Annotated in this window: 23 protein-coding genes and 1 tRNA gene; 13 read left to right on the forward strand and 11 right to left on the reverse strand. The window is 62.2% G+C overall.

Annotated elements, in window-relative coordinates; all coding sequences use genetic code 11:
* Positions 1–34 precede the first annotated feature (34 nt).
* The 4 genes from ACP8J1_RS10070 to purD form a co-directional block, all read right to left on the reverse strand.
* Positions 35–2,158 (reverse strand): S9 family peptidase, encoded by a 2,124-nt coding sequence (locus ACP8J1_RS10070; protein WP_034655521.1) that lies wholly within the window; start codon positions 2,156–2,158, stop codon positions 35–37.
* A gap of 52 nt (positions 2,159–2,210) precedes the next feature.
* Positions 2,211–3,104: a phosphoribosylaminoimidazolesuccinocarboxamide synthase gene (locus tag ACP8J1_RS10075; RefSeq protein WP_034655979.1), complete on the reverse strand. Its 894-nt coding sequence runs from the start codon at positions 3,102–3,104 to the stop codon at positions 2,211–2,213.
* A gap of 116 nt (positions 3,105–3,220) precedes the next feature.
* A complete protein-coding gene (purB, locus tag ACP8J1_RS10080) occupies positions 3,221–4,651 on the reverse strand; it encodes an adenylosuccinate lyase (protein ID WP_023019883.1) in 1,431 nt (476 codons plus the stop codon).
* A gap of 41 nt (positions 4,652–4,692) precedes the next feature.
* Positions 4,693–5,967: a phosphoribosylamine--glycine ligase gene (gene purD / locus ACP8J1_RS10085; RefSeq protein WP_034655982.1), complete on the reverse strand. Its 1,275-nt coding sequence runs from the start codon at positions 5,965–5,967 to the stop codon at positions 4,693–4,695.
* Between the two features lie 35 nt (positions 5,968–6,002).
* Between purD and ACP8J1_RS10090 the strand changes: the two genes are divergently transcribed.
* Entirely contained in the window at positions 6,003–6,434 is a 432-nt protein-coding gene (locus ACP8J1_RS10090) for an HIT family protein (protein WP_023019885.1), read from the forward strand.
* Here ACP8J1_RS10090 and ACP8J1_RS10095 read toward each other — a convergent pair.
* The 3 genes from ACP8J1_RS10095 to ACP8J1_RS10105 all read right to left on the reverse strand — a co-directional run bounded on the left by ACP8J1_RS10095 (position 6,431) and on the right by ACP8J1_RS10105 (position 10,585).
* Complete coding sequence (locus ACP8J1_RS10095; RefSeq protein WP_023019886.1) at positions 6,431–7,936, reverse strand: sensor histidine kinase; 1,506 nt, start codon at positions 7,934–7,936, stop codon at positions 6,431–6,433. The genes ACP8J1_RS10090 and ACP8J1_RS10095 overlap by 4 nt on opposite strands.
* 12 nt (positions 7,937–7,948) lie before the next feature.
* Entirely contained in the window at positions 7,949–8,653 is a 705-nt protein-coding gene (locus tag ACP8J1_RS10100) for a response regulator transcription factor (RefSeq protein ID WP_023019887.1), read from the reverse strand.
* Between the two features lie 186 nt (positions 8,654–8,839).
* A complete protein-coding gene (locus tag ACP8J1_RS10105) occupies positions 8,840–10,585 on the reverse strand; it encodes a pyruvate dehydrogenase (RefSeq protein WP_023019888.1) in 1,746 nt (581 codons plus the stop codon).
* Between the two features lie 172 nt (positions 10,586–10,757).
* On the opposite strand from ACP8J1_RS10105, the gene ACP8J1_RS10110 reads away from it, so the two are divergent.
* Together ACP8J1_RS10110 and ACP8J1_RS10115 are read left to right on the forward strand one after the other, a co-directional pair.
* Positions 10,758–12,269 carry an MFS transporter gene (locus tag ACP8J1_RS10110; protein ID WP_023019889.1) on the forward strand — a complete coding sequence of 504 codons (1,512 nt, stop codon included), beginning with the start codon at positions 10,758–10,760 and terminating at the stop codon, positions 12,267–12,269.
* Entirely contained in the window at positions 12,235–12,789 is a 555-nt protein-coding gene (locus ACP8J1_RS10115) for a TetR/AcrR family transcriptional regulator (protein WP_023019890.1), read from the forward strand. The genes ACP8J1_RS10110 and ACP8J1_RS10115 overlap by 35 nt, the downstream gene beginning before the upstream one ends.
* Before the next feature lie 27 nt (positions 12,790–12,816).
* Here the strand turns inward: ACP8J1_RS10115 and ACP8J1_RS10120 are convergent.
* A tRNA-Thr gene (locus tag ACP8J1_RS10120) sits at positions 12,817–12,889 on the reverse strand.
* Between the two features lie 151 nt (positions 12,890–13,040).
* On the opposite strand from ACP8J1_RS10120, the gene thrE reads away from it, so the two are divergent.
* From thrE to otsB, 5 genes are all read left to right on the forward strand, one after another.
* Positions 13,041–14,777, forward strand: a complete 1,737-nt coding sequence (gene thrE, locus ACP8J1_RS10125; RefSeq protein ID WP_023019891.1) for a threonine/serine exporter ThrE — start codon at positions 13,041–13,043, stop codon at positions 14,775–14,777.
* Positions 14,778–14,863: 86 nt separating this feature from the next.
* The gene (locus tag ACP8J1_RS10130) at positions 14,864–15,223 is read left to right on the forward strand and encodes a hypothetical protein (RefSeq protein WP_023019892.1); all 360 of its coding nucleotides are present in this window, start codon (positions 14,864–14,866) and stop codon (positions 15,221–15,223) included.
* Between the two features lie 14 nt (positions 15,224–15,237).
* On the forward strand, positions 15,238–16,680 hold the full coding sequence (locus ACP8J1_RS10135) for an alpha,alpha-trehalose-phosphate synthase (UDP-forming) (protein WP_023019893.1): 1,443 nt from the start codon (positions 15,238–15,240) through the stop codon (positions 16,678–16,680).
* Positions 16,677–17,195 carry an META domain-containing protein gene (locus ACP8J1_RS10140; RefSeq protein WP_023019894.1) on the forward strand — a complete coding sequence of 173 codons (519 nt, stop codon included), beginning with the start codon at positions 16,677–16,679 and terminating at the stop codon, positions 17,193–17,195. The genes ACP8J1_RS10135 and ACP8J1_RS10140 overlap by 4 nt, the downstream gene beginning before the upstream one ends.
* 18 nt (positions 17,196–17,213) lie before the next feature.
* The gene (gene otsB, locus ACP8J1_RS10145; RefSeq protein ID WP_023019895.1) at positions 17,214–17,993 is read left to right on the forward strand and encodes a trehalose-phosphatase; all 780 of its coding nucleotides are present in this window, start codon (positions 17,214–17,216) and stop codon (positions 17,991–17,993) included.
* Positions 17,994–18,018: 25 nt separating this feature from the next.
* Here otsB and ACP8J1_RS10150 read toward each other — a convergent pair whose 3' ends face one another.
* Positions 18,019–19,116, reverse strand: coding sequence for a LacI family DNA-binding transcriptional regulator (locus ACP8J1_RS10150; RefSeq protein ID WP_023019896.1), 1,098 nt, complete (start codon positions 19,114–19,116; stop codon positions 18,019–18,021).
* 79 nt (positions 19,117–19,195) lie between these two features.
* Between ACP8J1_RS10150 and ACP8J1_RS10155 the strand changes: the two genes are divergently transcribed.
* The 5 genes from ACP8J1_RS10155 (at position 19,196) to ACP8J1_RS10175 (ending at position 23,680) form a co-directional block, all read left to right on the forward strand.
* Positions 19,196–20,164 carry a metal ABC transporter solute-binding protein, Zn/Mn family gene (locus ACP8J1_RS10155; protein WP_023019897.1) on the forward strand — a complete coding sequence of 323 codons (969 nt, stop codon included), beginning with the start codon at positions 19,196–19,198 and terminating at the stop codon, positions 20,162–20,164.
* Entirely contained in the window at positions 20,164–20,865 is a 702-nt protein-coding gene (locus ACP8J1_RS10160; RefSeq protein WP_023019898.1) for a metal ABC transporter ATP-binding protein, read from the forward strand. The genes ACP8J1_RS10155 and ACP8J1_RS10160 overlap by 1 nt, the downstream gene beginning before the upstream one ends.
* A complete protein-coding gene (locus ACP8J1_RS10165) occupies positions 20,843–21,757 on the forward strand; it encodes a metal ABC transporter permease (protein WP_198010436.1) in 915 nt (304 codons plus the stop codon). The genes ACP8J1_RS10160 and ACP8J1_RS10165 overlap by 23 nt, the downstream gene beginning before the upstream one ends.
* Before the next feature lie 11 nt (positions 21,758–21,768).
* Positions 21,769–22,605 (forward strand): CE1 family esterase, encoded by an 837-nt coding sequence (locus tag ACP8J1_RS10170; RefSeq protein ID WP_023019900.1) that lies wholly within the window; start codon positions 21,769–21,771, stop codon positions 22,603–22,605.
* 64 nt (positions 22,606–22,669) lie between these two features.
* Positions 22,670–23,680, forward strand: coding sequence for an HNH endonuclease signature motif containing protein (locus ACP8J1_RS10175; RefSeq protein ID WP_034655525.1), 1,011 nt, complete (start codon positions 22,670–22,672; stop codon positions 23,678–23,680).
* Between the two features lie 16 nt (positions 23,681–23,696).
* Here the strand turns inward: ACP8J1_RS10175 and rlmB are convergent, their stop codons facing one another.
* Both rlmB and cysS read right to left on the reverse strand, forming a co-directional pair.
* A complete protein-coding gene (gene rlmB, locus ACP8J1_RS10180; RefSeq protein WP_023019902.1) occupies positions 23,697–24,644 on the reverse strand; it encodes a 23S rRNA (guanosine(2251)-2'-O)-methyltransferase RlmB in 948 nt (315 codons plus the stop codon).
* A gap of 23 nt (positions 24,645–24,667) precedes the next feature.
* Positions 24,668–26,056 (reverse strand): cysteine--tRNA ligase, encoded by a 1,389-nt coding sequence (cysS, locus tag ACP8J1_RS10185; RefSeq protein ID WP_023019903.1) that lies wholly within the window; start codon positions 26,054–26,056, stop codon positions 24,668–24,670.
* Between the last annotated feature and the right edge of the window lie 11 nt (positions 26,057–26,067).

The following is a 26,067-nucleotide window of genomic DNA, read 5'->3' on the forward strand; positions in this document are numbered from 1 at the left end:
TTTAGGATTCGCGCGCTGGCCCCCTATCCGGGTTTTACTTCTCCAGACCGGTGGCCTTATTGATCGTCCACGCATACTCGAAGGCGTTTTGGCGCCACTTTTCATAACGGCCGGACACTCCACCGTGGCCTGCAGCCATTTCAGTTTTGAGCAGGAACTCACCGCCGGTGGCCGTCGCCCGCAGCTGGGCAATCCACTTGGCCGGTTCAACGTAGAGCACGCGGGTATCGTTTAGCGAGGTAATAGCCAGGATGTCCGGATAGTCCTTGACCTCGATATTCTCGTACGGCGAGTAGGACTTCATGTAGTCATAGACCTCAGGATCGTGGTACGGGTCGCCCCACTCCTCCCATTCAGGCACCGTCAGTGGAAGCTCCGGCATGAGAATGGAGGTCAGCGGATCGACAAACGGCACGACGGCCTGGATGGCGGTAAAGCGGTCTGGGGCCATATTGGCGATTGCACCCATAAGCATTCCGCCGGCCGAACCGCCCTCGGCCACCATTTGGTCTGCGGTGGTCACGCCTCGGGCGATGAGGTCATCGGCAACGGCGATGAAGTCAGTAAAGGTGTTTTTCTTTTTGAGCATTTTGCCATCGTCGTACCATGTGCGCCCCATCTCGCCGCCGCCGCGCACGTGGGCGACCGCAAAAATCATGCCGCGGTCCATCAGGGACAGGCGGGTCACGGAGAAGGCCGGATCCACGCTGACCTCGTAGGAGCCATAGCCGTAGAGCAGAGTCGGATTCGGCTGGGTGCGGTCAAGATCGGCGCGATGGACAATGGAGACGGGGATGTCGGTGCCGTCGGCAGCCGTGGTCCACACGCGGTAGGCCACATAATCATCCGGATTATAACCACCGGGAACCTCTTGCTCCTTGAGCAGGGTGTACTCGCCGGTGTCCACGCGGTAATCGAAAAGCTGGGCGGGCTGGGTAAAGGACACATAGCTTACGCGAAGCACCGGCGCGTCCCACTCCGGGTTACCAGATACGGAAACGGTGAAAAGCTCTTCGTTGAAGTTGAGCTCTTCGAATTCGCCAAAGCCGTCGTTAATGCGCATGATGGCGGCACGGCCGATGCCGCCGCGGCGGTAACCCACCACAATTTGGTCGCGGTAGGTATCCACGCCCTCGATGCGGGTGGTTTCCTTATGAGGCAGCAGCGCGGGCAGATCCCGAAGAGCGGGCAGCTCGCCGTCGGCCTTGGTATAGCCCACCTCGAAGTTGGGGCCGGTGGCATTGTGGGTGACAATCCAGTAGTCCTCGCCCTTGACGACGACGTGATCGACGTCGTAGTCCACGCCGGATTCACGCTCCCACAGCAGGCGGAAGTCGCCCTCGGGGTTGTCCTCTTCGAGCACCCATACCTCAGAGGTCACCTTGGAGCTTATGCCAAGGAAGAGGTACTTATCAGAGCGGGCGCTGCCGATGCCGACGTTGAAGTGCTCGTCATCTTCCTTAAACACCTGCACGTCCTCGGACTGCGCGGTGCCTACCTTGTGGCGCCAAATGGTATCGGGACGCCATGCATCGTCGACGGTGGTGTAGAAAATAAAGCCGTCTCCAGCCCAGGTAGCGCCGTAGAAAATGCCCTCTAGGTGGTCGTCGAGAAGCTCGCCGGTCTCTAGGTCCTTGATGTAGAGTTCAAAGCGCTCATCTCCGGCAAAATCCACCGAATAGGCTAGGTAGCGGCCAGAATCAGAGATGGAGGCGGCACCGAACGCGAAGAAGTCCTTCCCCTCGGCCAACGCGTTGGCGTCAAGGATAATCTCTTCCCCGTCCGGGGTGCCTTCCTCCGGGATAACCGGGGCGGTCCAGGGGTCGGACCCCTCCTCTACTGGAAGGCGGCAGGAATAACCGTAGCTCTTACCTTCCTCAGTGCGGCCGTAGTACCAGTAATCGCCGCGGCGGGAGGGCACGGACATATCAGTCTGTTTGATGCGGGACTTAATCTCCTGGAAGATATTCTCCGTCATCTCCTCCAAGTGCGCGGTCTTCGCCTTGGTGTAATCATTTTCGGCGTTGAGGTAATCCAGGGTTTCCTGGGATTCCTTATCGCGCAGCCACTCGTAGTTATCCACGAACTCCCGGCCGTGGAAGGAACGGGTCACGGGGTGGACGGCGGCTACGGGGGCGGAAAGATTCTCGTTGCTCATGCCGTCCCACTGTACGCGTGGCACCCCGTGGTGCGGGAGCTTCGGCGGGGAGTTAGTCCTCGGGCGAGAGGAAATCAGCGAAATGCTTGCCGGACAGCCGCTCATAGGCCTCGATGTAGCGCAGGCGGGTGGCGGAAACGACGTCGGCAGGCAGCTGAGGTGGGGTGCCGTCGGCGGCTTGGTCCCATCCGGAGGCGTCGGAAGTCAGCCAATTGCGCACATACTGCTTGTCGAAGGATGGCTGAACCTCGCCCTCGACATAAGAATCAGCCGGCCAGTAGCGGGAGGAATCTGGGGTGAGGACCTCATCGGCCAGCACGAGCGTACCGTCCTGGTCGAGGCCGAACTCGAACTTGGTATCGGCGAGGATGATGCCCTTGTCCTCCGCAAGCGCGGCGGCCGTGGAGTAGATGCGCAAGGTGGCCGCGCGTAGCTCCTCGGCGCGCTCGGCGCCTAGCTTGTCCACCACGTAGTCGAAGGACACGTTCTCATCGTGCTCGCCCTGTTCCGCCTTGGTGGCCGGGGTGAAGATGGGCTCGGGCAGGCGGGAAGCCTCCACGAGGCCATCTGGCAGCTCGATGCCACACACGGTGCCATTGGCCTTGTACTCCTTCAAACCGGAGCCGGTGAGAAAGCCGCGGGCCACACACTCGAAGGGCAGCATGTCCAATTTCTTGACTACCATCGCGCGGCCGAGGCACTCGGCAGGGATGCGCTCATCATCGAGCGGGCCGGCCAGGTGGTTGGGAAAATCGATGGAATCGAAGAAGAACTTCGAGGTCGCGGTCAGCACGCGACCTTTATCCGGGATGGCCGGCTCTAAGGCGTGGTCGTAGGCGGAGATGCGGTCCGAAACCACCATCAGCAGGGTGTTTTCGTCCACATCGTAGATATCGCGGACCTTGCCGGAGGCAAGATGGGTATATGAAGAAAGCTCAAGACGCATGGCTTTCATTCTAGCGCCCAGGGGTGGCGAGTAGGTTTCGATCAAATAAGCCCCGAAATCCGCGCGGGATCCGGGGACTATTTGATCGAATTGCGAAGGGAGCCGGAAAATGCGGGCTAGAGGATTTCGCCCGGGGTATAGGCGGCGGCCTTGGGGTGCTCGCCTACCAAGGCGTTAATGCGGTTGAGCACCTGGTTGACCTGGGACTCGGCAGCGCCGATGAAGGCGTGCTTATCGGCCAGGGCGGCCTCGAGGTCGGACTCGTCCATGGGCAGGCGGTCATCGGCAGCAAGGCGCTGGACCAAGTCCTGCTCGCCGCCGTTTTCGCGCATATTAAGCGCAACGGCTACGGCGTTTTCCTTGATGACCTCGTGGGCAGTCTCGCGGCCCACGCCGGCACGCACGGCCGCCATGAGGATGCGGGTGGTAGCCAGGAAGGGCAGGTAGCGCTCCAATTCGCGGTCAATCATGGCGGGGAAGGCGCCGAACTCGTCGAGGACGGTGAGGAAGGTTTCGAATTGGCCGTCGAGGGCAAAGAAGGCGTCGGGAAGCGCGACGCGGCGGACGACCGAGCAGAAGACATCGCCTTCGTTCCACTGCTGGCCGGCCAGGTCTGCGGCCATGGTGAGGTAGCCGCGGAGGATGACCTGCAGGCCGCCGACGCGCTCGCAGGAGCGGGCGTTCATCTTGTGCGGCATGGCAGAAGAGCCGACCTGGCCTTCCTTGAAGCCTTCGGTGACGGTCTCATTGCCGGCCATCAGGCGGATGGTGGTGGCCAACGAGGACGGGGCGGCGCCGAGCTCCACTAGGGCGGAGATGGCGTCGAAGTCGAGGGAGCGTGGGTAGACCTGGCCCACGGAGTTGAAGATGCGGTGGAAGCCCAGGTAATCCGCGATGGCGGTCTCCAGGGAGGCAAGTTTGTCTTCGGAGCCGCCCATGAGATCCAGCATGTCTTGGGAGGTGCCCATCGGCCCCTTGATGCCGCGCAGCGGGTAGCGCGCGAGAAGGTCTTCGACACGCTCGATGGCCAGCAGCATCTCATCGCCGGCCGTAGCAAAGCGCTTGCCCAGGGTGGTGGCCTGCGCGGCCACGTTATGGGAGCGGCCGGCCATAACCAGAGACTGGTACTCGGCGGCATGACGGCCGATGCGGGAGACCACGGCAATGGCCTTATCGCGGATGATCTCCAGCGAGGTGTGGATTTGCAGCTGTTCCACGTTCTCGGTGAGATCACGGCTGGTCATGCCCTTGTGGATGTGCTCATAACCGGCCAACGCATTGAACTCCTCGATGCGGGCCTTCACATCGTGGCGGGTCACGCGCTCGCGCTCCGCGATGGACTCGAGGTTCACGTCTTCCACCACGGCCTCGTAGGCATCGATGGCTTTGGAGGGGATGTCTACGCCCAAATCCTTTTGGGCGCGCATAACCGCAATCCAGAGCTTGCGTTCCAGGATGATTTTATGCTCCGGGCTCCAGATGTTGGACAGCTCTGCGGAGGCATAGCGGGAGGACAGGACGTTGGAAATCTTCTTCTTTTCAGCCACGTGACTATTATTCCATGCCTGCCCCACCGCGGGGTGAAGGGTTAGAGAGAAATCTCACCGTCTTCTGCTCGCTTGCCGATGTCCCGGCGGACAAAACCACCCGCAAACTCGATGCCGTCGACGGTGGCGTAGGCGTCTGCTCGCGCTTCAGCCAGCGTGGATCCCTTTCCCAGCACGCTAAGCACGCGACCGCCCGCGGTGTGGTAGGCCCCGTCTGTGTGAACGGTGCCGGCGTGCAGGACGCGTTGCGGATCATCCAGCGCAGCTCCGGAGATGGCATCGCCCTTGCGCGGGGAGGCCGGGTAGCCTTCTGCCGCCATGACTACGATAACGGCGAAGCCATCCTCCCATTCCAGCGGCGCGAGCTCGGCCAGGGTGCCAGTCGCGGTGGCGTGGAGGGCCTCTGCTAGTGGGGACTTGAGAAGGGAAAGCACGGCCTGGGTCTCGGGATCGCCGAAGCGGCAGTTGAACTCGACTACGGCCGGGCCTTCTTCGCCCCACGCCAAGCCGGCATAAAGCAGGCCGGAATATGGGGTGCCGCGGCATACCATCTCCTTGGCCACAGGGACGCAAACCTCGTCCACGATGCGCTGCACGCCCTCCTCCGGCAGCCACGGCAACGGGGTGTACGCCCCCATGCCGCCGGTATTGGGGCCTTCGTCGTTGTCATAGGCGCGCTTGTGGTCCTGAGCTGGCAGCAGCGGGACGACGGTCTCGCCGTCAACCAGGCAGAAAAGCGAAATTTCAGGTCCATCGAGGAAAGACTCCAGCAACACCGGATTGCCGGCGGCAAGGACGGTATCTACGTGAGCGCGGGCAGCGGCGCGGTCCGCGGTGACCACCACGCCTTTGCCGCCGGCAAGACCATCGTCTTTGACCACAAACTGTGGGCCGAAGCGGTCGAGCGCGGCCTCAATGTCTTCCTCGGCCGCACCTGGGCGCAGCTGTTCCGCGCGAGCGGTCTTAACGCCTGCCGCCTCCATGACGTCCTTGGCAAAGGCCTTGGATCCCTCGATCTGGGCTGCTTCCTTGCTGGGGCCGAAGACCGCGATGCCGGCGGCGCGCAGGGCGTCTGCCACGCCAGCAACGAGCGGCACCTCGGGACCGATGACGACGAGATCTGCGGCGATATCCCGGGCCAGTTCTACCATGCGATCCACGTCATCTACCTGGGAGTATTCCGGGTGGACCGTGGCGAGAGTGGACATGGCCGCGCTGCCCGGCGCGGCGTGGATTTCGGTGCTCTGGGGGTCGGCGGACAGGCCCTTCACAAGGGCGTGTTCACGGCCGCCCGAACCAATTACGAGAATGCGCATGCCCACCATCATAACCAGCGGGTAGCCTGGCACACATGGCTTCTGTATTTAGCAAGATCATTAACGGTGAACTACCCGCTCGCTTTGTCTACCGCGATGAGACCTGCGTGGCTTTCCTCTCCATCGAGCCGCTGCGCTACGGCCACACCCTGGTCGTGCCCATCGAGGAAGTAGATAAGTGGACCGACCTGGATCCGCAGACCTGGGCCCACCTCAACGAGGTCGCCCTGGAAATCGGCGGTGCCATCAAGACCGCGTTCAATACCCCGCGCACTGGCTATATCATCGCCGGATTCGACGTCCCGCATACCCACATCCATCTCTTCCCTACCGAGAAGATGGAAGAGTATGACTTTGCCAAGGCCTTCGACGCCGATAACACCGACGATGCCGCGATGGATGAGGCGGCCGCCCGCATCCGCCAGCACCTGGGCTGCAACGAGGAAGGCTTTCGGGAGGAGGACTAGGACTCAGAGGGGGCGTCGGCAAGCGCGGGCAGGCGCACCGTAAAGGTGGTGCCGCGGCCGAGCTCGGAGTCGACGCTAATGCTGCCATCGTGCTGTTCCACTAGGGAGTGCACGATGGCCAAGCCCAAGCCGGAACCGCCGGTATCGCGGGTGCGCGAGGTATCCGCGCGGTAGAAGCGCTCGAAGATATGCGCCGCATCTTCTTTGGACATGCCTTTGCCATCATCGATGACATCGATCAGCACGTCATTGGCTTCACGGCGCAGGCGCAGCGTCACCGTGGCCCCCTCGCCGCCGTGGCGGATGCCATTGGTCACTAGGTTAAGCAGCACCTGGTGCAGGCGGCTGGCATCACCATTGACCACGGGGATGGACTTGGCATCATTGGCCACCGAAATCTCGCGGCCGGGGAAGGCCGCACGCGCGGACGAGCCTACGGACAGGGCCAGTTCCAATAGATCCACCGGACGCAGGTCGAGGCGTGTACCCTCGGCGCGGGTAAGCGCCAGCAAATCCTCCACCAGCAGGGACATGCGCTTCGATTCATCATCGATCTTAGAAAAGACCATGTCCACGTCCTTGGTGGCACCGGAGCGATAAAGCTCGGTATAGCCGCGCAGGCTAGTAAGCGGCGTGCGCAGCTCGTGCGAGGCATCACCTACGAAGCGGCGCATCTGTTCCTCTTTGTCCTGCGCACGCACGACGGAGCGCTGTAGCTGCCCCAGCATAATATTGAGCGCGGCGGCCAGCTGGCCCACCTCGGTATGCAGCGGCCACTTGGGAACGCGCTTGTCCAGGTCGCCCGCCGCGATTTCCGACGCCGTCTTTTCCACCACCCGCAGCGGCCGCAACGCCCTGCGGATAAACCAGAAACCCACGGCCGCAATGGCGGCCAAGGCGATGGCGGCGATGGTCACCTGCACCATCGCCAGGCCGTGCAGGATTTCCTTTTCATGGGTCATATCCTTAGCGATGACCGTGATGACGCCATTAGAATCCGCAAAAGCCAGCGCGCGCCACTTGGTATTGTTCTCGATGGACCCAACGGTGGTGGGATAGCCGCCAAGCGGGATATTCTCCGCATTCGGTGTGGTCGAAGACGGCCCCGAATAGCGGATGGTGCCATTGGGCAGGTAGTTCAGCACCACGTATTCGGTAGGCGGGCGCTTAGTGTGATCACCGATAAAGAAGTCATTGCTGATATCGCGTGCCCACGTAGTCGATGCGGAGCGCAGCTCATCATCGACGTTATTAAAGAGCACATTGCGCATAATGGAGTTCACCGCAAAGGACGAGCCTGTAATACCCAGCCCAGAGACTACGACAAGGAGGATGACCAACCACGTACGCAGCGGCATTGCCTGCGGAATCTGGGAAAACATCCGCCGCTTGGAGGACTTGTCCTCCCCCTCGTCTTGCCCTAGGCCTTCATGCCACATGGATTGCGGGCGCGCTGCCGCTGGCGCAGGCGCCTGGCCCTGGGTCTCCTGTGAATCTTCCATTACCACAGCACTTTAGGAGCGCGGGGTGCGCAGTACATAACCCACGCCGCGCACGGTGTGGATCAACTGGGTATCGCCCGTATCAATCTTGCGGCGCAGGTAGGAGATATAGGACTCGACCACGTTGCCATCGCCGCCGAAATCGTAGTGCCACACGTTATCCAAAATCTTGGACTTAGACAGCACCACTTCTTTGTTCTGCATGAGGTAGCGCAGCAGATTGAACTCGGTGGGGGAAAGCTCGATGAGCTCACCGGCCTTGGTGACCTCATGGGTGTCATCATTAAGCGTCAAATCTGCGTAGCTCATGGTGGCGTCGTTGGTGGATTCTTCCGCCGCACCACCGCGGCGCATGATGACGCGCAGGCGGGTGATGACCTCTTCCAAGCTAAATGGCTTGGTCACATAATCATCCGCACCGATGGTCAGGCCGTGGATGCGCTGGTCCACCCCATCCTTTGCCGTGAGGTACAGCACCGGGCCGTCCAGCCCCTCCTGACGCAGCTTTCCTAGCAGCTCGAAGCCGTCCATGCCCGGCATCATCACGTCCAGGATGTAGGCATCAGGGTTTACCTCACGGGCTACGCGCAGCGCCTCGTGGCCGGAATTGGCGCTGAAGACCTCGAAGTTCTGGAACTTCAACGATACGGTGAGCAGCTCCACAATATTGGGCTCGTCATCGACGACAAGAACCTTGGCGAGTTTTTTGTCTTCCATGTTCTCCTCAGACTCCCTTAAAGGTTGCGAATTTCTATCACGCAATCATGACACGCTTGCTTCCCAGCCTACTGAAGAGTTTCTGGCTGAATCCTGTGAACATAGATGCTCGCCCTGGTCGCCGCAAAAGAAAACCACGCCCCTCCCCTAGTGAGGAAGAGCGTGGTAACTAACGCGGCGCGCTATTTAGAAGTCCTGCGGGCGTGGGATGTTGCGCAGGTTGGACTTTGCCATGGTGATCATCTGGCCCACACCACCGTCCAGAACGGTGCGGGTTGCGGCCTTGGAGAAGCCCATGAGCTGCTCGATGGTCAGCGTTGGTGGCAGGGACAGGGCGTTGGGGTCAGTAACGACGTCGATAAGAGCCGGGCCGTTGTAGGCCAACGCCTTCTTGATCTGCTCCGGAGCTTCCTTCGGATCCTCGATGCGGAAGTGCTTGATACCGGAAGCCTCTGCAATCTTGGCAAAGTTGACAGACTCGTGGTCGGTCTCGTGCTCCGGTAGACCCTGCACCAGCATCTCCAGCTTGACCATGCCCAGGGAAGAGTTATTGAACACGAACATCTTGATAGGCAGGTTGTGGAGCTTTACGGTCAGCAGCTCACCCATCAGCATGGATAGTCCGCCGTCACCAGAGAAGGTGATGACCTGGCGGCCAGGGTTAGCGGCCTGTGCACCCAGCGCCTGTGGCAGGGCGTTGGCCATGGTGCCGTGGCGGAAGGAGCCAATCTGCTCGCGCTTGCCGTTGGCAGTGATGTAGCGAGCGCCCCACACGTTGCACATGCCGGTATCGACGGTGAAGATGGCGTCTTCATCCGCGTTCCTATCGATGAGGTCTGCAACGTACTCTGGGTGGATCGGGGTGTGCTTTTCCACGTTGGAGGTGTAGGCCTCCACGACGTGCTCCAGCTTGCCGTAGTGCTTCTTGAGCATCTTGTCCAAGAAGGAGCGGTCCTTCTTCTCATCCACGTGCGGCAGGATGTTCTCGATGGTAGCGGCTACGTCGCCGGTAACCGGATAAGAAATCTTGGTGCGGCGGCCGATGTGGGAGCCGTTGATGTCCACCTGTGCCACGTTGGCATCCGGCAGGAAGTCGTTATACGGGAAGTCGGTACCCAACAGGATGAGCAGGTCAGCCTCGTGGGTGGCCTCGTGTGCCGCACCGTAGCCCAGCAGGCCGTTCATGCCCACATCGAATGGGTTCTCGTACTGGATGTACATCTTGCCACCCAGGGCGTGGCCGATAGGAGCCTTAATCTTCTCCGCCAGCTTCAGCACCTGTTCGCGGGCATCCTTGGCGCCAGCGCCAACGAAGAGGGTGACAGTCTTAGCCTCGTTGATGGCCTGGGTCAGGGCCGCAGCCTCGGCTGGGTCCGGGAAGACGACTGGGCGACCAGTAGAGATCTTGGACTCCACAAAGGAGTCATCGTCGGCGTCCTGCATGGAGACGTCGCCCGGGATGACCAGGACGGAAACGCCGTTGCCTGCCATAGTGGACTGGATGGCATGGTGCAGGACAACACCGCCCTGCTCAGCGGAATTGACCATCTCGCAATAACCAGAGCACTCCTGGAAGATTGCCTCTGGGTGGGTCTCCTGGAAGAACTTGGAGCCGATCTGGCGGGATGGAATATGGGAAGCCAGTGCCAGAACCTTGGCGCCGTTGCGGTGGGCGTCATACAGGCCCTGGATGAGGTGAGTGTTGCCCGGACCGCAGGATGCAGCACATACTGCCAGCTTGCCGGTGGTCAGGGAATCTGCCTCAGCGGCGAAGGCTGCAGCCTCCTCATTGCGGACGTGAATCCACTCGATGGAGGAGCGACGAACTGCATCCACAATCGGATTCAGAGAGTCACCGACCAGGCCATAAATGCGCTCGACACCCTGCTTTTCTAGGGTGTCAACTAGCTGTTCTGCATAGTTACGTGCCATTAATTATCATCCTTAACTCTTAATTGGTGCTAATACCACTGTGCTACTTACACCGCAGGAAAGTCCACTATTCTCCTATACACTCACACACTGCGTCCAGCTGTGAGGAAGGTAATACTAACCTATCTTTGGCTGTAAACTATAACGACCGTTCGGTACTGTTTACTCTGCTATGAGTATCCACCCACCCCGCGCAGGAAGCGTTTCCACCCCGGCCTCCACGGCCACGCAGCGGTGGTCTTTCTGCGCCGTCATCTCTCTGGGGTTACTCATGGTTGGGCTGGATAATTCCATCCTCTACACCGCATTGCCGCAGCTATCGCAGCAATTGCATACCACCGATACCCAGCAACTATGGATTATCAACGCCTACGCGTTGGTACTCTCCGGTCTCCTTCTCGGCACCGGCACGCTAGGTGATCGCACCGGTCACCGGCGGATGTTCCTCATCGGTCTGGCCATTTTTGGCGGCGCCTCCCTACTCGCCGCCTATTCCCCCAGCGCCTGGGCGCTGGTCCTAAGCCGGGCTTTCCTAGGCTGCGGCGCCGCCATCATGATGCCATCGAGCCTTGCACTTATCCGCCTTACCTTTCCCGATGAGGTGGAGCGCAACACGGCCATTGGCATCTGGGGTTCTGTCGCCGTCATCGGCGCGGCGGCCGGCCCCACCGTGGGCGGCTTCTTTTTGGAGCACTTCTGGTGGGGCTCAGTATTCCTACTCAATGTCCCGGTCGTGGCCCTTGCCCTCGCGTTGACCTTGCTCCTAGCTCCGCCAAACGCCCCAAATCCCCTTAAACACTGGGACTTTCCTTCGTCCCTGTATTCCCTTATCACTCTTACCAGCCTGGTATTGGCCATAAAATCCCTGTCACACGCGTGGCCGGTGAGCGTCGCTGCGGCTGCCGTCTTCGTCTGCGGCGCGCTCGCCTTTGCCCACCGCCAGACCCGCTTGGCAGATCCCCTTCTGACCTTCGACATCTTTGGCTCCCGCGTCTTCAGCGGCGGGGCCTTAGCGGCCGGCGGTGCCATGTTCGGTATGTCCGGCCTAGAGCTACTCAGCACCCAAAAGCTGCAGCTTGTCGACGCCCTCTCACCCCTCCACGCCGGCCTTATCATCTCCGCCATGGCGCTATCTGCCATCCCTACCTCCATCCTGGGCGGCGCCACATTGCATCGCCTGGGATTCCTCCCGCTCATAAGCGGCGGATTCCTCCTTATGGCCACCGGCATGACCCTGCTGCTCGCAACCCGAGGCGAGACGCTTGCCCTACTCGTTGTCGCCCTCGTCCTCACCGGCCTAGGCGCGGGCCTTGCCATGTCCGTATCCTCAACCGCCATCATCAATGCCGCGCCCCTCCACCGCACCGGCATGGCCGCTGGCGTAGAGGCGGTCTCTTATGAATTTGGCACCCTGATTTCCATTGCCCTGACCGGAACCCTCGTGCCTTTACTCATGGCCCGCGAACTCCCACCTCACCTCGCAGAACTAGGAACCGACGCGCTGCATCACCCCGCTTCCCACGCGACCGCCGCCAGCGCCTACAATGCCGGGTATCTTTCCACCATTGGCGGCCTAGCTTGCTTCGCCTTGCTCCTAGCCGCGATAACCGCCTGGTGCTTCCGCGATAACCCCAAATCAGGAGATCCCCATGCCGCGAATCAACAAAAAGACCGCAGCCCTTGAAGCCGCGCTCGATATCATCGCCGCCGAGGACGTCTCCGGCCTTACCTATGACTCCCTTGCGCAGGCGACCGGCATGTCCAAGTCCGGTCTCATCTACCACTTTCCTACCCGCCACAACCTGCTGGTAGATTGTCACCGTTTTTGCGCTGAGCGCTGGGAAGAAGAGCTCGAGCAACTCGCCGGCGGCCGCCCTGCCAGCGAACTCAGTTGGGCCGAGCGCTCCCGCGCCTTGGTGCTCTCCATGGGCAAAAAGGATCCGCTCGTCAAGCTGCTGATGTGTGTGCACTCCCAGACTCACCCAGATTTTTCTGCCCAATGGGCAGATGTGGATGCACGGTGGATGGTGGATCCCTCCGCCGCCGAGACCGACGAGGATGACCTGCTCGTCATGTTGCTTAGTACGGGGCTGTGGGTGCACGATCACCTCAACCAGCGCAAGCTCTCCCCCGCTAACCGCCAACGCATGGTTGACCGGCTTTTTGGGCTTATTGATGCCCCCACAAAACACCACGAAGGCTAGGCCCACGCTGGACCCAGCCTCCTTTTGAGCTGGAGACGAGACTTGAACTCGCAACCTACGCATTACAAGTGCGTTGCGCTACCAATTGCGCCACTCCAGCACCGCGGGAGATATCCCGCTCGTTGCATAGTACCCGAGCACCAACGCTAAAGGGAAAGCCGGTCCCCCATCTATGCATTGACAGGGTACAGGGGCTAAAGTTCAGGCAGAATCTATCCCACTTTCTCAGCGCTTTTTCGAGGGTTATTTCCGTGTCATTTTTGTCCGCTATGCGGGAGCGCCTGCGCGCTTCCTCGGGCCAAGTAGCCATCATCGACGCGGCTAAAGCCGCACCGCCGCCATCGCCACTCGCCCCGGTCGATCTCCATGATGCCGCCCAGGTCACCGGCGTCATGGAGATCGCCGCCCGCATTGGTGAAATCCTCATCGGCGCCGGTACGGCTAACTCGGATGCCCGCGCCCAGGTACACCTGGCGGCATCTTCCTATGGCTTGCACTACTGCCACGTGGATATCTTGATGAATACCATCACCATCCACACCACCATCGGCACCGGCGAGCAGCGCCAAAACCTGCACGTCTTCCGTGTGGTGCCGAGCATTGGCGTGGATTTTTCCAAGCTCTCGGCCGTCGATAAGCTCATTCGCTCTATCCACTCCGGCCAGATGCCACCGGCCATGGCGGAGCAGCGCCTCGACGAGATTGACCGCATGCCCGCCCCTTATAAGCCGGCCACGGTCATGCTCGGCTGGGGCGCGATGGGTGGCCTGATTTCCATGATGCTCGGCGGCGATCTGCTCGTCGGCGTGGTGGCCTTTGTGGTTTCCGCCTTCATCATGGGTCTGAACGCTTGGTTGGCCAACTATCGCTTGCCGCCCTTCTATCAGAATGTGGTCGGTGGCTTCTTCGCTGTCTTCCCTGCCGCCATTTTGTACAACGTGGCGGCCTCGTTCGGCATTAATTTCTCGCCGGCACAGATCATCGCCTCCGGCATCATCGTGCTGGTAGCGGGTCTAACCTTGGTGCAATCGCTGGTCGACGGCATCACGCGCGCCCCCGTAACCTCCTCCGCCCGCTTCTTTGAGGCGCTGCTATCTACCGGCGCCATCATCGCTGGCGTGGGCGTGGGCATCCAGCTGGCTGATTCGCTGGGCTTTAACCTGCCGCCGCTGGCCACGCTGGCCCCGCCGGTCTACCACGAGATTCCGCTGCTGGTGGTGCTCGGTGGCACCGGCTCCGCCGCCTTTGCGCTAGCCTGCGGGGCTGCCTGGATCGAGATCACCATGTCGGGGCTTACCGCCGCGGCCGGCATGATCTTCTATTACTTCGTGGTGGTGCCGTTTGGCATCGGCCCGGTGATTGCCTCGGGCCTGTCCGCTGTGGTCGTCGGCCTGGCCGGCGGCTTGATGTCGCGCCGTTGGGGCATCCCGCCGCTTATCACCATGATCGTGGGCTATACGCCGATGCTCCCCGGCCTCATGCTCTACCGCGGCATGTACGCCTCGCTCAATGAGCAGATGATTACCGGCTTTACCAACATGGCAATGGCGCTAGCCATTTCCGGCGCCCTGGCCGCCGGAGTGGTGTTAGGCGAGCGCGTGGCCCGTCGCCTGCGTCGCCCGCAGTACTTCCGCCCCTACTCCACGTTCAAGCGCATCGGCCGCTTCTCCTTCCATAAGGCCACGCACTTGGCCCGCAAGGCCCCGCGAATCCCGCGCGTGCCCATGTCCCCGTTTGCCCCGCGCGTCAATCGCCCGGAGTTACCACCCAAGCTCGGGCCGAAGCAGCCGCAGCAGCACCCGCGCCACGAGGCCCAAAACCACGGGCCGCGTACCCGCTCCGCCGCGGACCTGTGGCCGGAGGATTCTCAGTGGCCGGCGCAGCCGCAGCAGCACGAGAAGACCACCTATACCGTGCCGGGCACCGAAACGTTTCGTGCCCAAAAACCGGAGCAGCCGGGCACCGAATCCGGACCCGAGCGGTCTTAAACGCCGCCGGTAGCGTACAATATTTGCTCTGATAGCTTTTCTTGCAAGCGCTTAAGTAGTTTCCACAACGTTCAGGAGGACACGTCGTGCCACCCAAGGTCCAAGACACCCACCCACAGGCTGACCAGAATCACGCCCTTGAGGAGGAGACCTCCCGCGCAGCCCGCCGCATCGTGGCCACCTACGCCCAAGACTTCCTCGACGGCGTGACCCTGATGTCCATGCTGGGCGTGGAGCCCAAGGGCTTGGTACACAAGAAGGTTCTGGCGGAGCAGGCCGATGCCGCCCCGAAGAAGTCGACCAAGAAATCCAGCAAGAAGTCCACGAAGAAGTCGACCAAAAAGTCCACCAAGAAATCGACAAAGAAGTCGACCAAGAAGGCCACGAAGAAAGCGACGAAGAAGGCCTCTAAGAAGGCAACAAAGAAGTCTGCTAAGAAGTCTTAAGTTATTCTTGCACCATGAGTGAGCATGGCAATGACTTCGTGGTGGTGGCCAACCGCCTGCCGGTTGATCTAGAAACCCGGCCCGATGGCAGCCATACGTGGACACCCTCGCCAGGCGGACTGGTCACCGCCTTGTCCCCGGTCCTGGAGTCCCATCAGGGCTGCTGGGTAGGGTGGCCCGGCGTGACTGACACCGCACCTGAGCCCTTCCGCACCGATGCCGGCGTGCTGCTGCATCCGGTCAAGCTCACCGAGTCCGATTTCGAGGGTTTTTATGAGGGCTTTTCCAATGCCACCCTGTGGCCGCTCTACCACGATCTCATAGTCACCCCTACCTACGACCGCGATTGGTGGCACGCCTATCGCGAGGTCAACCTGCGCTTTGCAGATGAGGTAGCCGAGGTCGCCGCCGAGGGTGCCACCGTGTGGGTCCAGGACTACCAGCTGCAGCTTTTGCCCGGCATCCTGCGCCAAAAGCGCCCCGATCTCACCATCGGGTTCTTCTTGCATATCCCCTTCCCCTCTGCCGATCTCTTCCGCCAGCTGCCGTGGCGCGAGGAACTCGTGCGCGGGCTGCTCGGCGCGGATCTCATTGGCTTCCACTTGGAGGCCAATGCCCGCAACTTCCTCGAGCTCGCCCACCGCCACGGCCTCGACGTGGAAGGCGAGGCCAGTACCCGCGAGGTCACCGCACATATTCACCTACCGCAGGGCCGCACCATCGGCGTGGGGGCTTTTCCCATCTCTATCGCCGCGAAGGACTTTGCCAGGTTCACTGCGGAGGATGAGCGGGACGTCGCCAAGCTGCGCGAAGAGCTGGGCTCGCACCAGCGCATTATCCTGGGAGTGGATCGCCTCGATTACACCAAGGGCATCCTGCAGCGGCTGACTGCTTTTGAGGAGCTGCTGGAGTCCGGAGCACTCGACCCGGAAGAAGTAGCAATGGTGCAGCTGGCCACGCCGTCGCGCGAGCGACTTGATCATTACAAGGCCACCCGCTCCAAGGTGGAAGAGGCCGTCGGCCGCATCAACGGGCGCTTTGCCCGCGTGGGACACCCGGTGGTGCACTACCAGCACCGGGGCGTGGCTAAAAGCCTGCTGCGCAGCTATTACCGGATGGCCGATGTCATGCTGGTCACCCCCTTCAAGGATGGCATGAATCTGGTGGCCAAGGAATACGTGGCCTGCCACGACGATGGTTCGGGCGCGCTAGTGCTCTCTGAGTTTGCCGGGGCTGCCGATGAGCTCAGCCAGGCCTACCTGTGCAACCCCTTCGATATCGAGTCCGTCAAGGCCGCCTTGCTCAATGCGCTCACCGCGCTTGACGATGCCCCCTCTGCCATGTCCCAGCGCATGCTCGCCATGCACCAGCAGGTCACTGAGCACGACGTACAGCTATGGTCCCAGTCCTTCCTGAGCTGCCTGCGCCATGCCGACGCCGAGGAGGCTGGCGCATGATTCCTCGCTGTGCCCGCCTCATTACTCCGCTCGCCGCTGCGTGCGCCGCCACGCTGCTAGTTGCCTGCGGCTCCGGCGAAGAAGAGCCCCAGGCCCCTGGTGATGAGCAGATCCTGGATAAACAGTGGCAGGTAGTCTCCATCAACACCACCCCGGATGCTGCCTCTACCATCCCGGAATCCATCCCGCAGGCACCCACGTTGAGCTTTGGTGAATCTACGCTGGTAGGCACCACCGGCTGCACCCAAATGGTGGGAAAGGTGACCTATTCCGCCGATGAGGAGCGCCAAAATATCCAGGATGGCAACCGCCTGCACTTTGATGAGGTGGATTATGACGAGACCGCCCAGGATTGCCATGGCGCGTCCGTGTGGGCCGATAACCTGCTGCGCAACTTGATATCCGCTGGCCGCGATTTCCACTACACCGTCAATAGCAATAACCAGCTGGTCTTAGAGCTGGTTACAGACGAGGTAGACTCGCCGTCTATCAAATTGGTTTCCCTCGGCAATTAAATACGTAGGCTGGAAGCCATGACGCTTTCCACCACCATCAAGGCCCTTGCCGCCGCCAAGCACCTCGCGGTGGTCTCGGATTTTGACGGCACGCTCTCCCCCTTTGCCACGGCCATCTATGACGTCGAGATGAACCAAGACTCCCTGCGCGCCTTGGATAAACTTGCTCATCTGCCGCATACCACCGCGGCCGTGCTGTCCGGCCGCCACCTCGCAGGCCTGCAGCGCGTGTGTCCACTGCGCGAGCCCGTGCTTTTTGGCGGCTCCCACGGTGCCGAATCCTCTTGGGAAGAAACGGATCTAACTCCCGCGATGCGCGAGCATCTGACCGCCAAGGAAACCGAGATCCGCGCAATTATGGAGCGCTTCCCAGGCGCGGATATCGAGGTCAAGCCGTTCCAGCGCGTACTGCACCTGCGGGCGCTCGAGGAATCCGATCCTGAGGCGGCCGCCCAGGCTTATGAAGCCGGTCTCGCACTCGATCCGGGCGGCTTCCCACGCACGGCCGGTAAGTCCGTCGTGGAGTTTTCTGCCACTCAGGCCACCAAGGGCACGTGGTTAGACGAGCTACGCGAGCGTACCGGCGCCACTGCCATGGTCTTTTTGGGCGATGATGTCACCGACGAGGACGGTTTCCGCGCCCTCCATCAGCCGCCGGACGTCGGTGTCAAGGTAGGCGAGGGCGATACGGCGGCCGTAGTGCAGCTTGCCGACGTCGACGCCGTCGCCCACTTCCTCACTGAGCTTGCCACCGCCCGCGCGGCCCATATAGGTCACTCCCGCGGCGACGACGCCTAGCCGGTAAACCCCGGCCTGCCCCGACTTAACGCGGTGGTGCCACGGTCCGCCCCGCCGCGAAATTCGTCCGCAGTACCCGCCGCGACACCGCCGGCACGGCCGCCGCCGCATTATCCGCGGCGGCGATGAGGTTAGAGAGCATGTGGCCGGCGGCGGCGCCTTTGGCCTTATTGGGCTGGATGATGGTCGTCAAGCCAAGGCGCTGCGCCGCATCGATGCCGTCAAAGCCGGTGACGGAAAGCTCACTGGGAATATCGATGCCCCGTTCGCGCGCATAGGTCATCACGCCCAGCGCCATGGAGTCGGTGGTGCACAGGACTGCGGTGAGGTCAGGGTGGGCGTCGAGAAGCAACTGCGCGGCCGCCCGCGTGGTTTGCGCATCATTGATGTGCTGGGTGACCACGGGCACGGTTTCCGGCGCGATCCCCGCCTGCGCAAAGACGTCCATGGCGCCCATGACGCGGGCGTGCTGCACGTGCATATCGGCCTCTTGCAACTCCTCCCAGGAAATGGGGCCATCGTGGCGCTCGCGTTTGAGGCGAATGGCCAGCACGCCAATCTTGCGGTGGCCGGCCTCCACCAGCGCGCGGGCGGCCGGAGCAATGGCGGCTCGGTCATCGATCCCTACAAAAGGCAGGCCCGAATCCGTCGGCTGATCGCAGACCACCACCGGCAGCCCGCGCCCGCGCGCCGCCTCCAGGTAGGCATCCCCGGCCGCCACGGAATAAACCACAAAACCATCCACGGCGGCCGAGCCGACCAAGCTGGTCGCCTCCGCTTCCCCCTCCGGGCCGGCCGGGATGAGGGTAAGCATGCTTTGCGCGCCGGCCGAGGCCTCCGCCATGCCGGCCAAGAAATCCACCGAGGCCATGTCTTCGAAGGCATAGGACAGGTGCTCAGTCAGCAGCACGCCCACCGCACCCGCACGGCGGGTGCGCAGGCTGCGAGCCGTGGGGTCCGGCCCGGGGTACCCTCGCGCTTTCGCCGCTGCCAGAATGCGCGCGCGCGTCGCGGCCGAGAGCTGGTCCGGCCGGCTATAGGCATTGGACACCGTCGTGCGCGAAACACCCAGTTCGGCGGCCAGCGAGGCCAGCGTCTTGCGGGTGGGGCTGCGTTTCACCATGGCCGTAAGCTTACCCCCGGCCGCGTTTTCAATACATATTCAATTGACAACAATTACCATCAACAGCACACTGGGAGCTATGCATAACTCACTTCGCGCAACCGCCACCCTCCTCGCGGCCGGCGGCCTCCTCCTCACCGCCACCGCTTGCTCCTCCTCTGACTCTCAAGACTCGGCCGCCGAGCCCGGCGCTCAGAAGAAAATCTCTATCGTCGCTTCCACTTCTATCTGGGCCGATGTTGCCCAAGCCGTGGCCGATACCGCCTCCGGCGTGGACATTGAGGTCAAACCCATCGTGGAGGGCAATGGCGTCGATCCCCACCACTTCGAGCCTTCCGCGGCCGATATCGCCAAGGCCGAAGACGCGGACCTGCTCGTAGTCAACGGCGGCGGCTACGATTCTTGGATTTACCAGGCCGTCTCCGAGCAAGACAACATCATCTCCGCCCTGCCGCTGACCGACCACGGCAAGCTGGCCGATGACCCCAATGTCATGACCATCGACGCCGCCAAGGCCACCGCCAAGAAGGACCCAAAGAAGGTCACCAATATCGAAGGCAACGAGCACATCTGGTACGACCCAGCTGCGCTCGACGAGGTCGCCGGTAATATCGCGGACCAGATCAATGAGCTCAATACCGATGCGCACGCCAGCACCGAGCGCGTGGACTCCCACGTCAACCGCCTGCGCGACAAGCTCAAGGAGCTACCGGGCGATCTCTCCTACGCCCAGACCGAGCCGATTGCGGACTACATCATGAAGTACACCTCCGGCAAGGACGTCACCCCAGAGGGCTACCGCAAGGCCACCATTTCTGAGGGCGAGCCCACCGCGGCCGACCTTGCCGCCTTCACCAAGGCCATCAAGGACCACAAGGTGGACCTTCTCATCTTTAACCCGCAGACCGAAACCGATACCGCCGGCCGTATCAAGTCCGCCGCGGAGGATGCGGATGTCAATATCGTCGAAATCGGCGAGACCCCGCCGGATGGCAAGGAGTTCTGGACCTACTATGACGAGGTCACCGACTCCCTGGGGAAGCTCTAGTGCTCATCCAATTTCATGACGCAGCGGTTGCCCCGCTGTGGTCCAGCCTTAACCTCGCCGTTGACCGCGGCGAGTTTATCGCCGTTTTGGGCCCCAATGGCGTGGGCAAATCCACCCTGCTCGGCACTATCTTGGGCACCCGCAAACTCACGGCCGGCAGCGTCGACGTAGACTGCCGCGTCGGATTCATCCCGCAGCAGCGCATGTTCCCGGCCGACCTGCCCCTGCGCGCCCGCGACTTAGTATCGCTCTCCCTTGCGCACGGCGCTTTCCGACGCCGCCGCCCTCCCCGCCACCGCGTCGACGAGCTCCTCGCCGAGGTAGGTGCCACCGGCCTGCGCGACCGCCGCGTAGGACAGCTATCCGGCGGCCAGCAGCAACTTATCCGCCAGGCCCAAGCGCTGGCCAATGACCCAGAGCTCATCCTTGCCGATGAGCCGCTGCTCTCGCTCGACCCGGCGCGCCAGCAAGACACCGTGGAGAAGCTAGATGCGCTACGCCGCGAGCGCGGCACCTCCATCATCTTTGTCACCCATGGCATCAATCCGGTACTCGGAGTGACCGATAAGGTGCTCTACCTTGCTCCCGGCGGTCATACCTTCGGCGCGGTGGATGAGGTTATGCGCTCCGATGTCCTTTCCGAGCTCTACGGTTCCAAAGTCAACGTCTTAAACGTCGATGGGAGGCTTATCGTTGTCTAGCTTTATGGAAGACACCCAGTACCTGCTCAGCGTGGATTTTGTGCAATCCTCGCTCATCGCCTCCGCGCTGCTGGGCATCCTGTCCGGCGTGATGACCTCGCTCATCGTGCTGCGCCAGATGTCTTTTTCCGTCCACGCCACCTCCGAGCTCGCGCTCATGGGTGCCTCCGCCGCACTACTTTTCGGTCTCAACTTGGGCTTTGGTGCCGTCGCCGGGGCCATCGTGGCCGCCATCATCCTCGCCGTACTGGGCTTTAAGGGCCAGCAAGACAGCGCCATCGGCGTGGTCATGAGCTTTGGTCTAGGACTGTCGGTGCTATTTTTGCACCTCTATCCGGGCAACGCGAATACCGCGATGACGCTGCTGACCGGCCAGATCGTCGGCGTGTCCTCGGCCTCGGTATGGCTTTTGGCCGCAACCACCGTAGTCATCCTCGCCGCCGTAGCCATCCTGTGGCGCCCCATGCTCTTCGCTTCGGCCGACCCAGTTATGGCCCAGGCGGCCGGCGTGCCGACCCGTTTTATTTCGGTCGCCTTCGCCGTACTCGTCGGGCTCGCGGCCGCTCAGTCGGTACAAATCGTCGGCTCGCTGCTTGTCATGGCGTTGCTTATCACCCCCGGCGCAGCGGCCGTGCAGGTTACTTCCTCGCCCCTGCGCGCGGTCATGTGGGCCACCATTTTCGCCGAGGTGTCGGCCGTGGGCGGCTTCATCTTATCGCTCGCGCCCGGTCTTCCGGTTTCGGTATTTGTCACCACCATTTCCTTTGTTATCTATCTGGTGTGCCGGCTCATTGGCTGGCGGCGCAATAAAAGCGCAGTGCGCGACGAGGTCGCCGCTAAACGCTTCCACGCCGACTGCCACACCACGGCCGAGGAGCACCACGCCGACTAAACTGGGCGGCTATGCACGTACACCGCCGCACCGCGGATGTGGATGGCCGCACCCGCCGCTTCCTCATCATCACGCCGGATAATCCCGGCCCGCATCCGGACCTGCTGCTCTTCTTCCACGGCTCGTTGCAATCCGGCAACGTGATGCGCCGCTTTACCAATGGCACCTTCGACGAGCTTGCCGATGCCACCAACACCATCCTCGTCTACCCCGACGGCGTGGATCGCCATTTCAATGATTGCCGCAGCATCCTACCGGTCACCGCCCGCACGGAGAACGTTGATGACATCGCCTTCGCCACGTATCTCGTTGAAGCTATGCAGCGCGAGTTCGGCACCGCGCGCACCTTTGCTTGCGGCTATTCCAATGGCGGTCAGATGGTGCTCCGCCTGCTTTTCGACGCTCCCTTTACCCTCACCCGCGCCTGCATCTTCGCCTCCACCTTGGGCGAGGGCGATAACCACGCGCCCAGCAACCCGGATGGCTACCGGCCCACGCCGCTGCTGTTTTTCCACGGCACCGCGGACCCATATGCGCCTTATGAAGGCGGTGTGGCCGGGCTGGACGCCGAGCGCACCCGCGGCCGCGTGCTCTCCGCTCCTGCCACCGCGGAGTACTTTGCGTTGGCCAATGGCTGCCAGCCACCGCGCGACTACCACCCCGCCCCGGATGTCACCGCCACCGAATACGCCGGCGATTTTCCCGTCGAACTATGGACCATGGAGGGCCTTGGCCACGTGATTCCCTCTAGCATGAGAACCGACCCGCGCATAGGCCCCAATACAGATTCCTTCCGCGCTGTGGATAAGGTCCGCGACTTTTTCGGACTCGGCACCGCGCAGTCCTAGTTATCCACAGCGGCGCGCCTTATCCCTCGCCCCAGCTCGCGTCCCGCACCTAATGTGTGGAGCCATGAACGCGCTGCACACTTTCTTGACAGGCCTGGCCGCCGGCATGGACATCATCGCCGACTGCCACGGCCTTTCCAAGCGCGCGCTTATCGACGCCGGCTGTCCCGATACCACCGCCACCCGCCTGCTCACCCTCGCCGATACCTACTTCGGCCCAACCGCGTTTAGCCGCCTCCAGCGCGAATCCATCGCCGCCGCTCGCACCAATGGGCACAGCCTTACCGCGCTGCTGGCCATCGAGCGCTACGCCACTCGGCTGAGAAATAAGCGTCAGGCCTGGGCGCTGCGGCGGGAACTGTGCGGGATGAAGGGGGATGCCTCGGACGTCGAAAAGCGGGGGCGTAAACGCGTGCGCGAGATTAAAGGCCCGCCGCAGCGCACACCCGGTGTCAAGCTCTACCGCCGCGCCGAGGGCCCCTGGACTATGACGATTACCGGCAAATCCGCCGATATTGCGGATATGCATGCCGCGCTGGATAAAGATGCCCCGCTAGATTCGGTGCGCAAGATTTTCCAGGGCAAGACCGCCGCCTCCGGTGCGTCCGTGACCACCAATGTGGTGCTGCGCTTGGACGAGCTCGACCGCGTCGTCGACTGCGCGGGCGATGACGTGACACTGCAGCTCACCAATGGCGCCCGGATGACCGGCGCAGACCTCGTGCGCCGCGCATTTACCGAGCATGGCTATGTCACCCTCATCCATCCCGTTAAAGGCCCGGTGAATCTGTATCGCACGGAGCGGCTCGCCTCACCCAAGCAGCGCACCATGGCGGCCGCGGAAAATCCCACTTGTCCTTGGCCCCAGTGCAATTATCCCGCCGACGAATGCCAAGTCCACCATCTCACCGCCTGGCGCCACGGCGGCGAGACAAACCCCGAAAACCTCACCATCGCCTGCCCGTACCACAACGGCGTCAACGACGATGACCCCAACGGCCCGCCAGTTCGCGGCCGCCTGGCCCGGGTGAATGGCACCATTAGGTGGCTGCCGCCCTGGGCAGAAGGCGGCTAGAAACTCTCGCTAGAGACTACTGGGCCGCGCGGCGCTGGCGTGCGAATTCGGAAAGCACAGAACCGGCCGCGACGGAAGCATTGAGGGACTCGACCCAATCCGTCATAGGGATGGACATGATGACGTCGCAGTTTTCCCGCACGAGGCGAGAAATCCCCTTGCCCTCGGAACCGATGACGATGACCACGGGGTCCGTCGCGCCGTTATATGTATCCAGCGTGTGCTCGCCGCCGGCATCTAGGCCGACGACCTGGTAGCCGCTCTTTTGGAATTGCTGTACGGTGCGGGTGATATTCGTCGCGCGGGCGACCGGCAGGCGCGCCGCCGTGCCGGCCGAGGTACGCCACGCCACGGCAGTCACGGATGCGGAGCGGCGCTCTGGGATGATGACGCCGTCGCCACCAAAAGCTGCCACAGAGCGAATCACCGCGCCGAGGTTGCGCGGGTCGGTGATGTTATCCAAGATTACGAACATACCCGGACGCGCACTTTCGGCCGCACGGGAAATGAGCTCGTCGACATCGGCGTATTTATACGGCGGGATCTGCAGCCCAATGCCCTGGTGCATGCCGTTGCCGGTCATGCGGTCCATCTCGTGGCGCTGCACCTCGATGATGGGGATATTGCGGGTATTGCACATGGCCACGGCCTCAGACAGGCGCTTATCGTTGCGGGTACCGGCCACGATATAGAGCGTGGTGGCCGGAACCTTGGCATGCAGGCACTCGATGACTGGGTTGCGGCCCACGACCATCTCGGCGGTCTCCTTTTGGTGACGGCCGGAGTTGCGGCGGTCGCGCTCCAGCTTGGCCTTGTGCTTGGCGTGGTAAATGCGGTCCTCTGCCTTGGGCGTCGGGCCCTTGCCGGCCAAGCCCTTGCGGCGCTGGCCGCCGGAGCCCTTGGTTGCGCCCTTCTTATTAGTTTTGCGGATTCCCGCGCCACCGCGGCCGTGGGTACGTGCCATAGTTTATTGTCCTTTCGGAGTGCTTAACGCTGCGCCAGCGACCAGGTCGGGCCGTCTGGGGTATCGGTGATGGTGATGCCGGCGGCCGCGAGGCGGTCACGGACGGCGTCGGCAGTAGCGAAGTCCTTGTCCGCGCGCGCCTGGGTGCGCCGCTCCAGTTCAGCCTGCACCAGCGCATCCAACGCGGCATCCGCCCCGCTAGCTTGCGCTCCATCTTCCCACTCCAGCGGGTCAAAGCCAAGTACGTGTGCCATCGCCCGTACCTGGCCGGCCAGCGTGCGCGCCCCGGCTTCATCGCCGGCGGCAAGGGCCTTATTGCCGGCGCGAACGGTGGTGTGGATTTCCGCCAGCGCCTTGGGCACCGCGATATCATCATTCATCGCGTCTTCAAAGCCCTGCGTCCACTCGCCCAGCTCCAGGTCATCGAAGTGAGCGAGGAAGTCCTCGATGCGGCGGTAGCCTGCGGCGGCCTCGGTCAGCGCGGCCTCGGAATACTCCAGCACGGAGCGGTAGTGCGCCGAGCCCAGGTAGTAGCGCAGCTCCACCGGACGCACCAGCTCGAGCATATTCGGAATAGAGAGCACGTTGCCCAGCGATTTCGACATCTTCTCGCCCGACATCGTCACCCAGTGGTTGTGCATCCAGTAGTTGGCAAACTTATCGCCGGCCGCGTGCGACTGAGCAATCTCGTTCTCGTGGTGCGGGAACTGCAGGTCCAGCCCGCCGCAGTGGATATCGAAATTGGAGCCCAGGTAATAGGTAGACATGGCCGAGCACTCCAGGTGCCAGCCCGGTCGGCCGTCGCCCCAGGGGGTGGGCCAGCTGGGTTCGCCCGGTTTCGCGGCCTTCCACAGGGCAAAGTCTTGGGCGCCGCGCTTGGCGGAATCTTCGCCCTCGCCCTGTTCCATTTCTTCTACCTTGTTGCCGGACAGCGAACCATAATCCGAGCCTTCGGCCTTGGTCCATGCGGCAACGTCAAAGTAGACGGAGCCTTCGGCGGGGTAGGCAAAGCCGGCGTCGATAAGCCGCTGCATATAGTCGACCATCTGGGTGACAAAGCCGGTCGCGCGCGGCTCTACCGAAGGCGGAAGCACGCCCAGGGTGTTATAGGCCTTGGTGAACTCGCGCTCATACGTGGATACCCACTCCCACCAGGGGCGATTATTCTCGGCCGCCTTGGTGAGGATCTTGTCATCGATATCGGTGACGTTGCGCACCAAGGCTACGTCATAGCCCTGGGCGAGCAGCCAGCGGCGCAGGATGTCGAAAGCGACGCCGGAGCGCAGGTGCCCGATGTGCGGCTGGGCCTGCGGGGTGGCGCCGCACAGATAAATCGAGGCATGGCCGGGGCGGATCGGCTCGAAATCGCGTTGGCTGCGGGTGGCTGTGTCATAAATGCGCAAAGTACTCACGCCACTTAGTC

It is taken from the genome of Corynebacterium sp. LaCa_205 (assembly GCF_057458085.1).

Bases quoted from the DNA above. Each gene is read 5' to 3' on its own strand.
- ACP8J1_RS10070 (WP_034655521.1), bottom strand. From the start codon at position 2,158: ATGAGCAACGAGAATCTTTCCGCCCCCGTAGCCGCCGTCCACCCCGTG.
- ACP8J1_RS10075 (WP_034655979.1), bottom strand. From the start codon at position 3,104: ATGCGTCTTGAGCTTTCTTCATATACCCATCTTGCCTCCGGCAAGGTC.
- purD (WP_034655982.1), bottom strand. From the start codon at position 5,967: ATGCGCATTCTCGTAATTGGTTCGGGCGGCCGTGAACACGCCCTTGTG.
- ACP8J1_RS10090 (WP_023019885.1), top strand. From the start codon at position 6,003: ATGGCTTCTGTATTTAGCAAGATCATTAACGGTGAACTACCCGCTCGC.
- ACP8J1_RS10095 (WP_023019886.1), bottom strand. From the start codon at position 7,936: ATGGAAGATTCACAGGAGACCCAGGGCCAGGCGCCTGCGCCAGCGGCA.
- ACP8J1_RS10100 (WP_023019887.1), bottom strand. From the start codon at position 8,653: ATGGAAGACAAAAAACTCGCCAAGGTTCTTGTCGTCGATGACGAGCCC.
- ACP8J1_RS10105 (WP_023019888.1), bottom strand. From the start codon at position 10,585: ATGGCACGTAACTATGCAGAACAGCTAGTTGACACCCTAGAAAAGCAG.
- ACP8J1_RS10110 (WP_023019889.1), top strand. From the start codon at position 10,758: ATGAGTATCCACCCACCCCGCGCAGGAAGCGTTTCCACCCCGGCCTCC.
- ACP8J1_RS10115 (WP_023019890.1), top strand. From the start codon at position 12,235: ATGCCGCGAATCAACAAAAAGACCGCAGCCCTTGAAGCCGCGCTCGAT.
- ACP8J1_RS10135 (WP_023019893.1), top strand. From the start codon at position 15,238: ATGAGTGAGCATGGCAATGACTTCGTGGTGGTGGCCAACCGCCTGCCG.
- ACP8J1_RS10140 (WP_023019894.1), top strand. From the start codon at position 16,677: ATGATTCCTCGCTGTGCCCGCCTCATTACTCCGCTCGCCGCTGCGTGC.
- otsB (WP_023019895.1), top strand. From the start codon at position 17,214: ATGACGCTTTCCACCACCATCAAGGCCCTTGCCGCCGCCAAGCACCTC.
- ACP8J1_RS10150 (WP_023019896.1), bottom strand. From the start codon at position 19,116: ATGGTGAAACGCAGCCCCACCCGCAAGACGCTGGCCTCGCTGGCCGCC.
- ACP8J1_RS10155 (WP_023019897.1), top strand. From the start codon at position 19,196: ATGCATAACTCACTTCGCGCAACCGCCACCCTCCTCGCGGCCGGCGGC.
- ACP8J1_RS10165 (WP_198010436.1), top strand. From the start codon at position 20,843: ATGGGAGGCTTATCGTTGTCTAGCTTTATGGAAGACACCCAGTACCTG.
- ACP8J1_RS10170 (WP_023019900.1), top strand. From the start codon at position 21,769: ATGCACGTACACCGCCGCACCGCGGATGTGGATGGCCGCACCCGCCGC.
- ACP8J1_RS10175 (WP_034655525.1), top strand. From the start codon at position 22,670: ATGAACGCGCTGCACACTTTCTTGACAGGCCTGGCCGCCGGCATGGAC.
- rlmB (WP_023019902.1), bottom strand. From the start codon at position 24,644: ATGGCACGTACCCACGGCCGCGGTGGCGCGGGAATCCGCAAAACTAAT.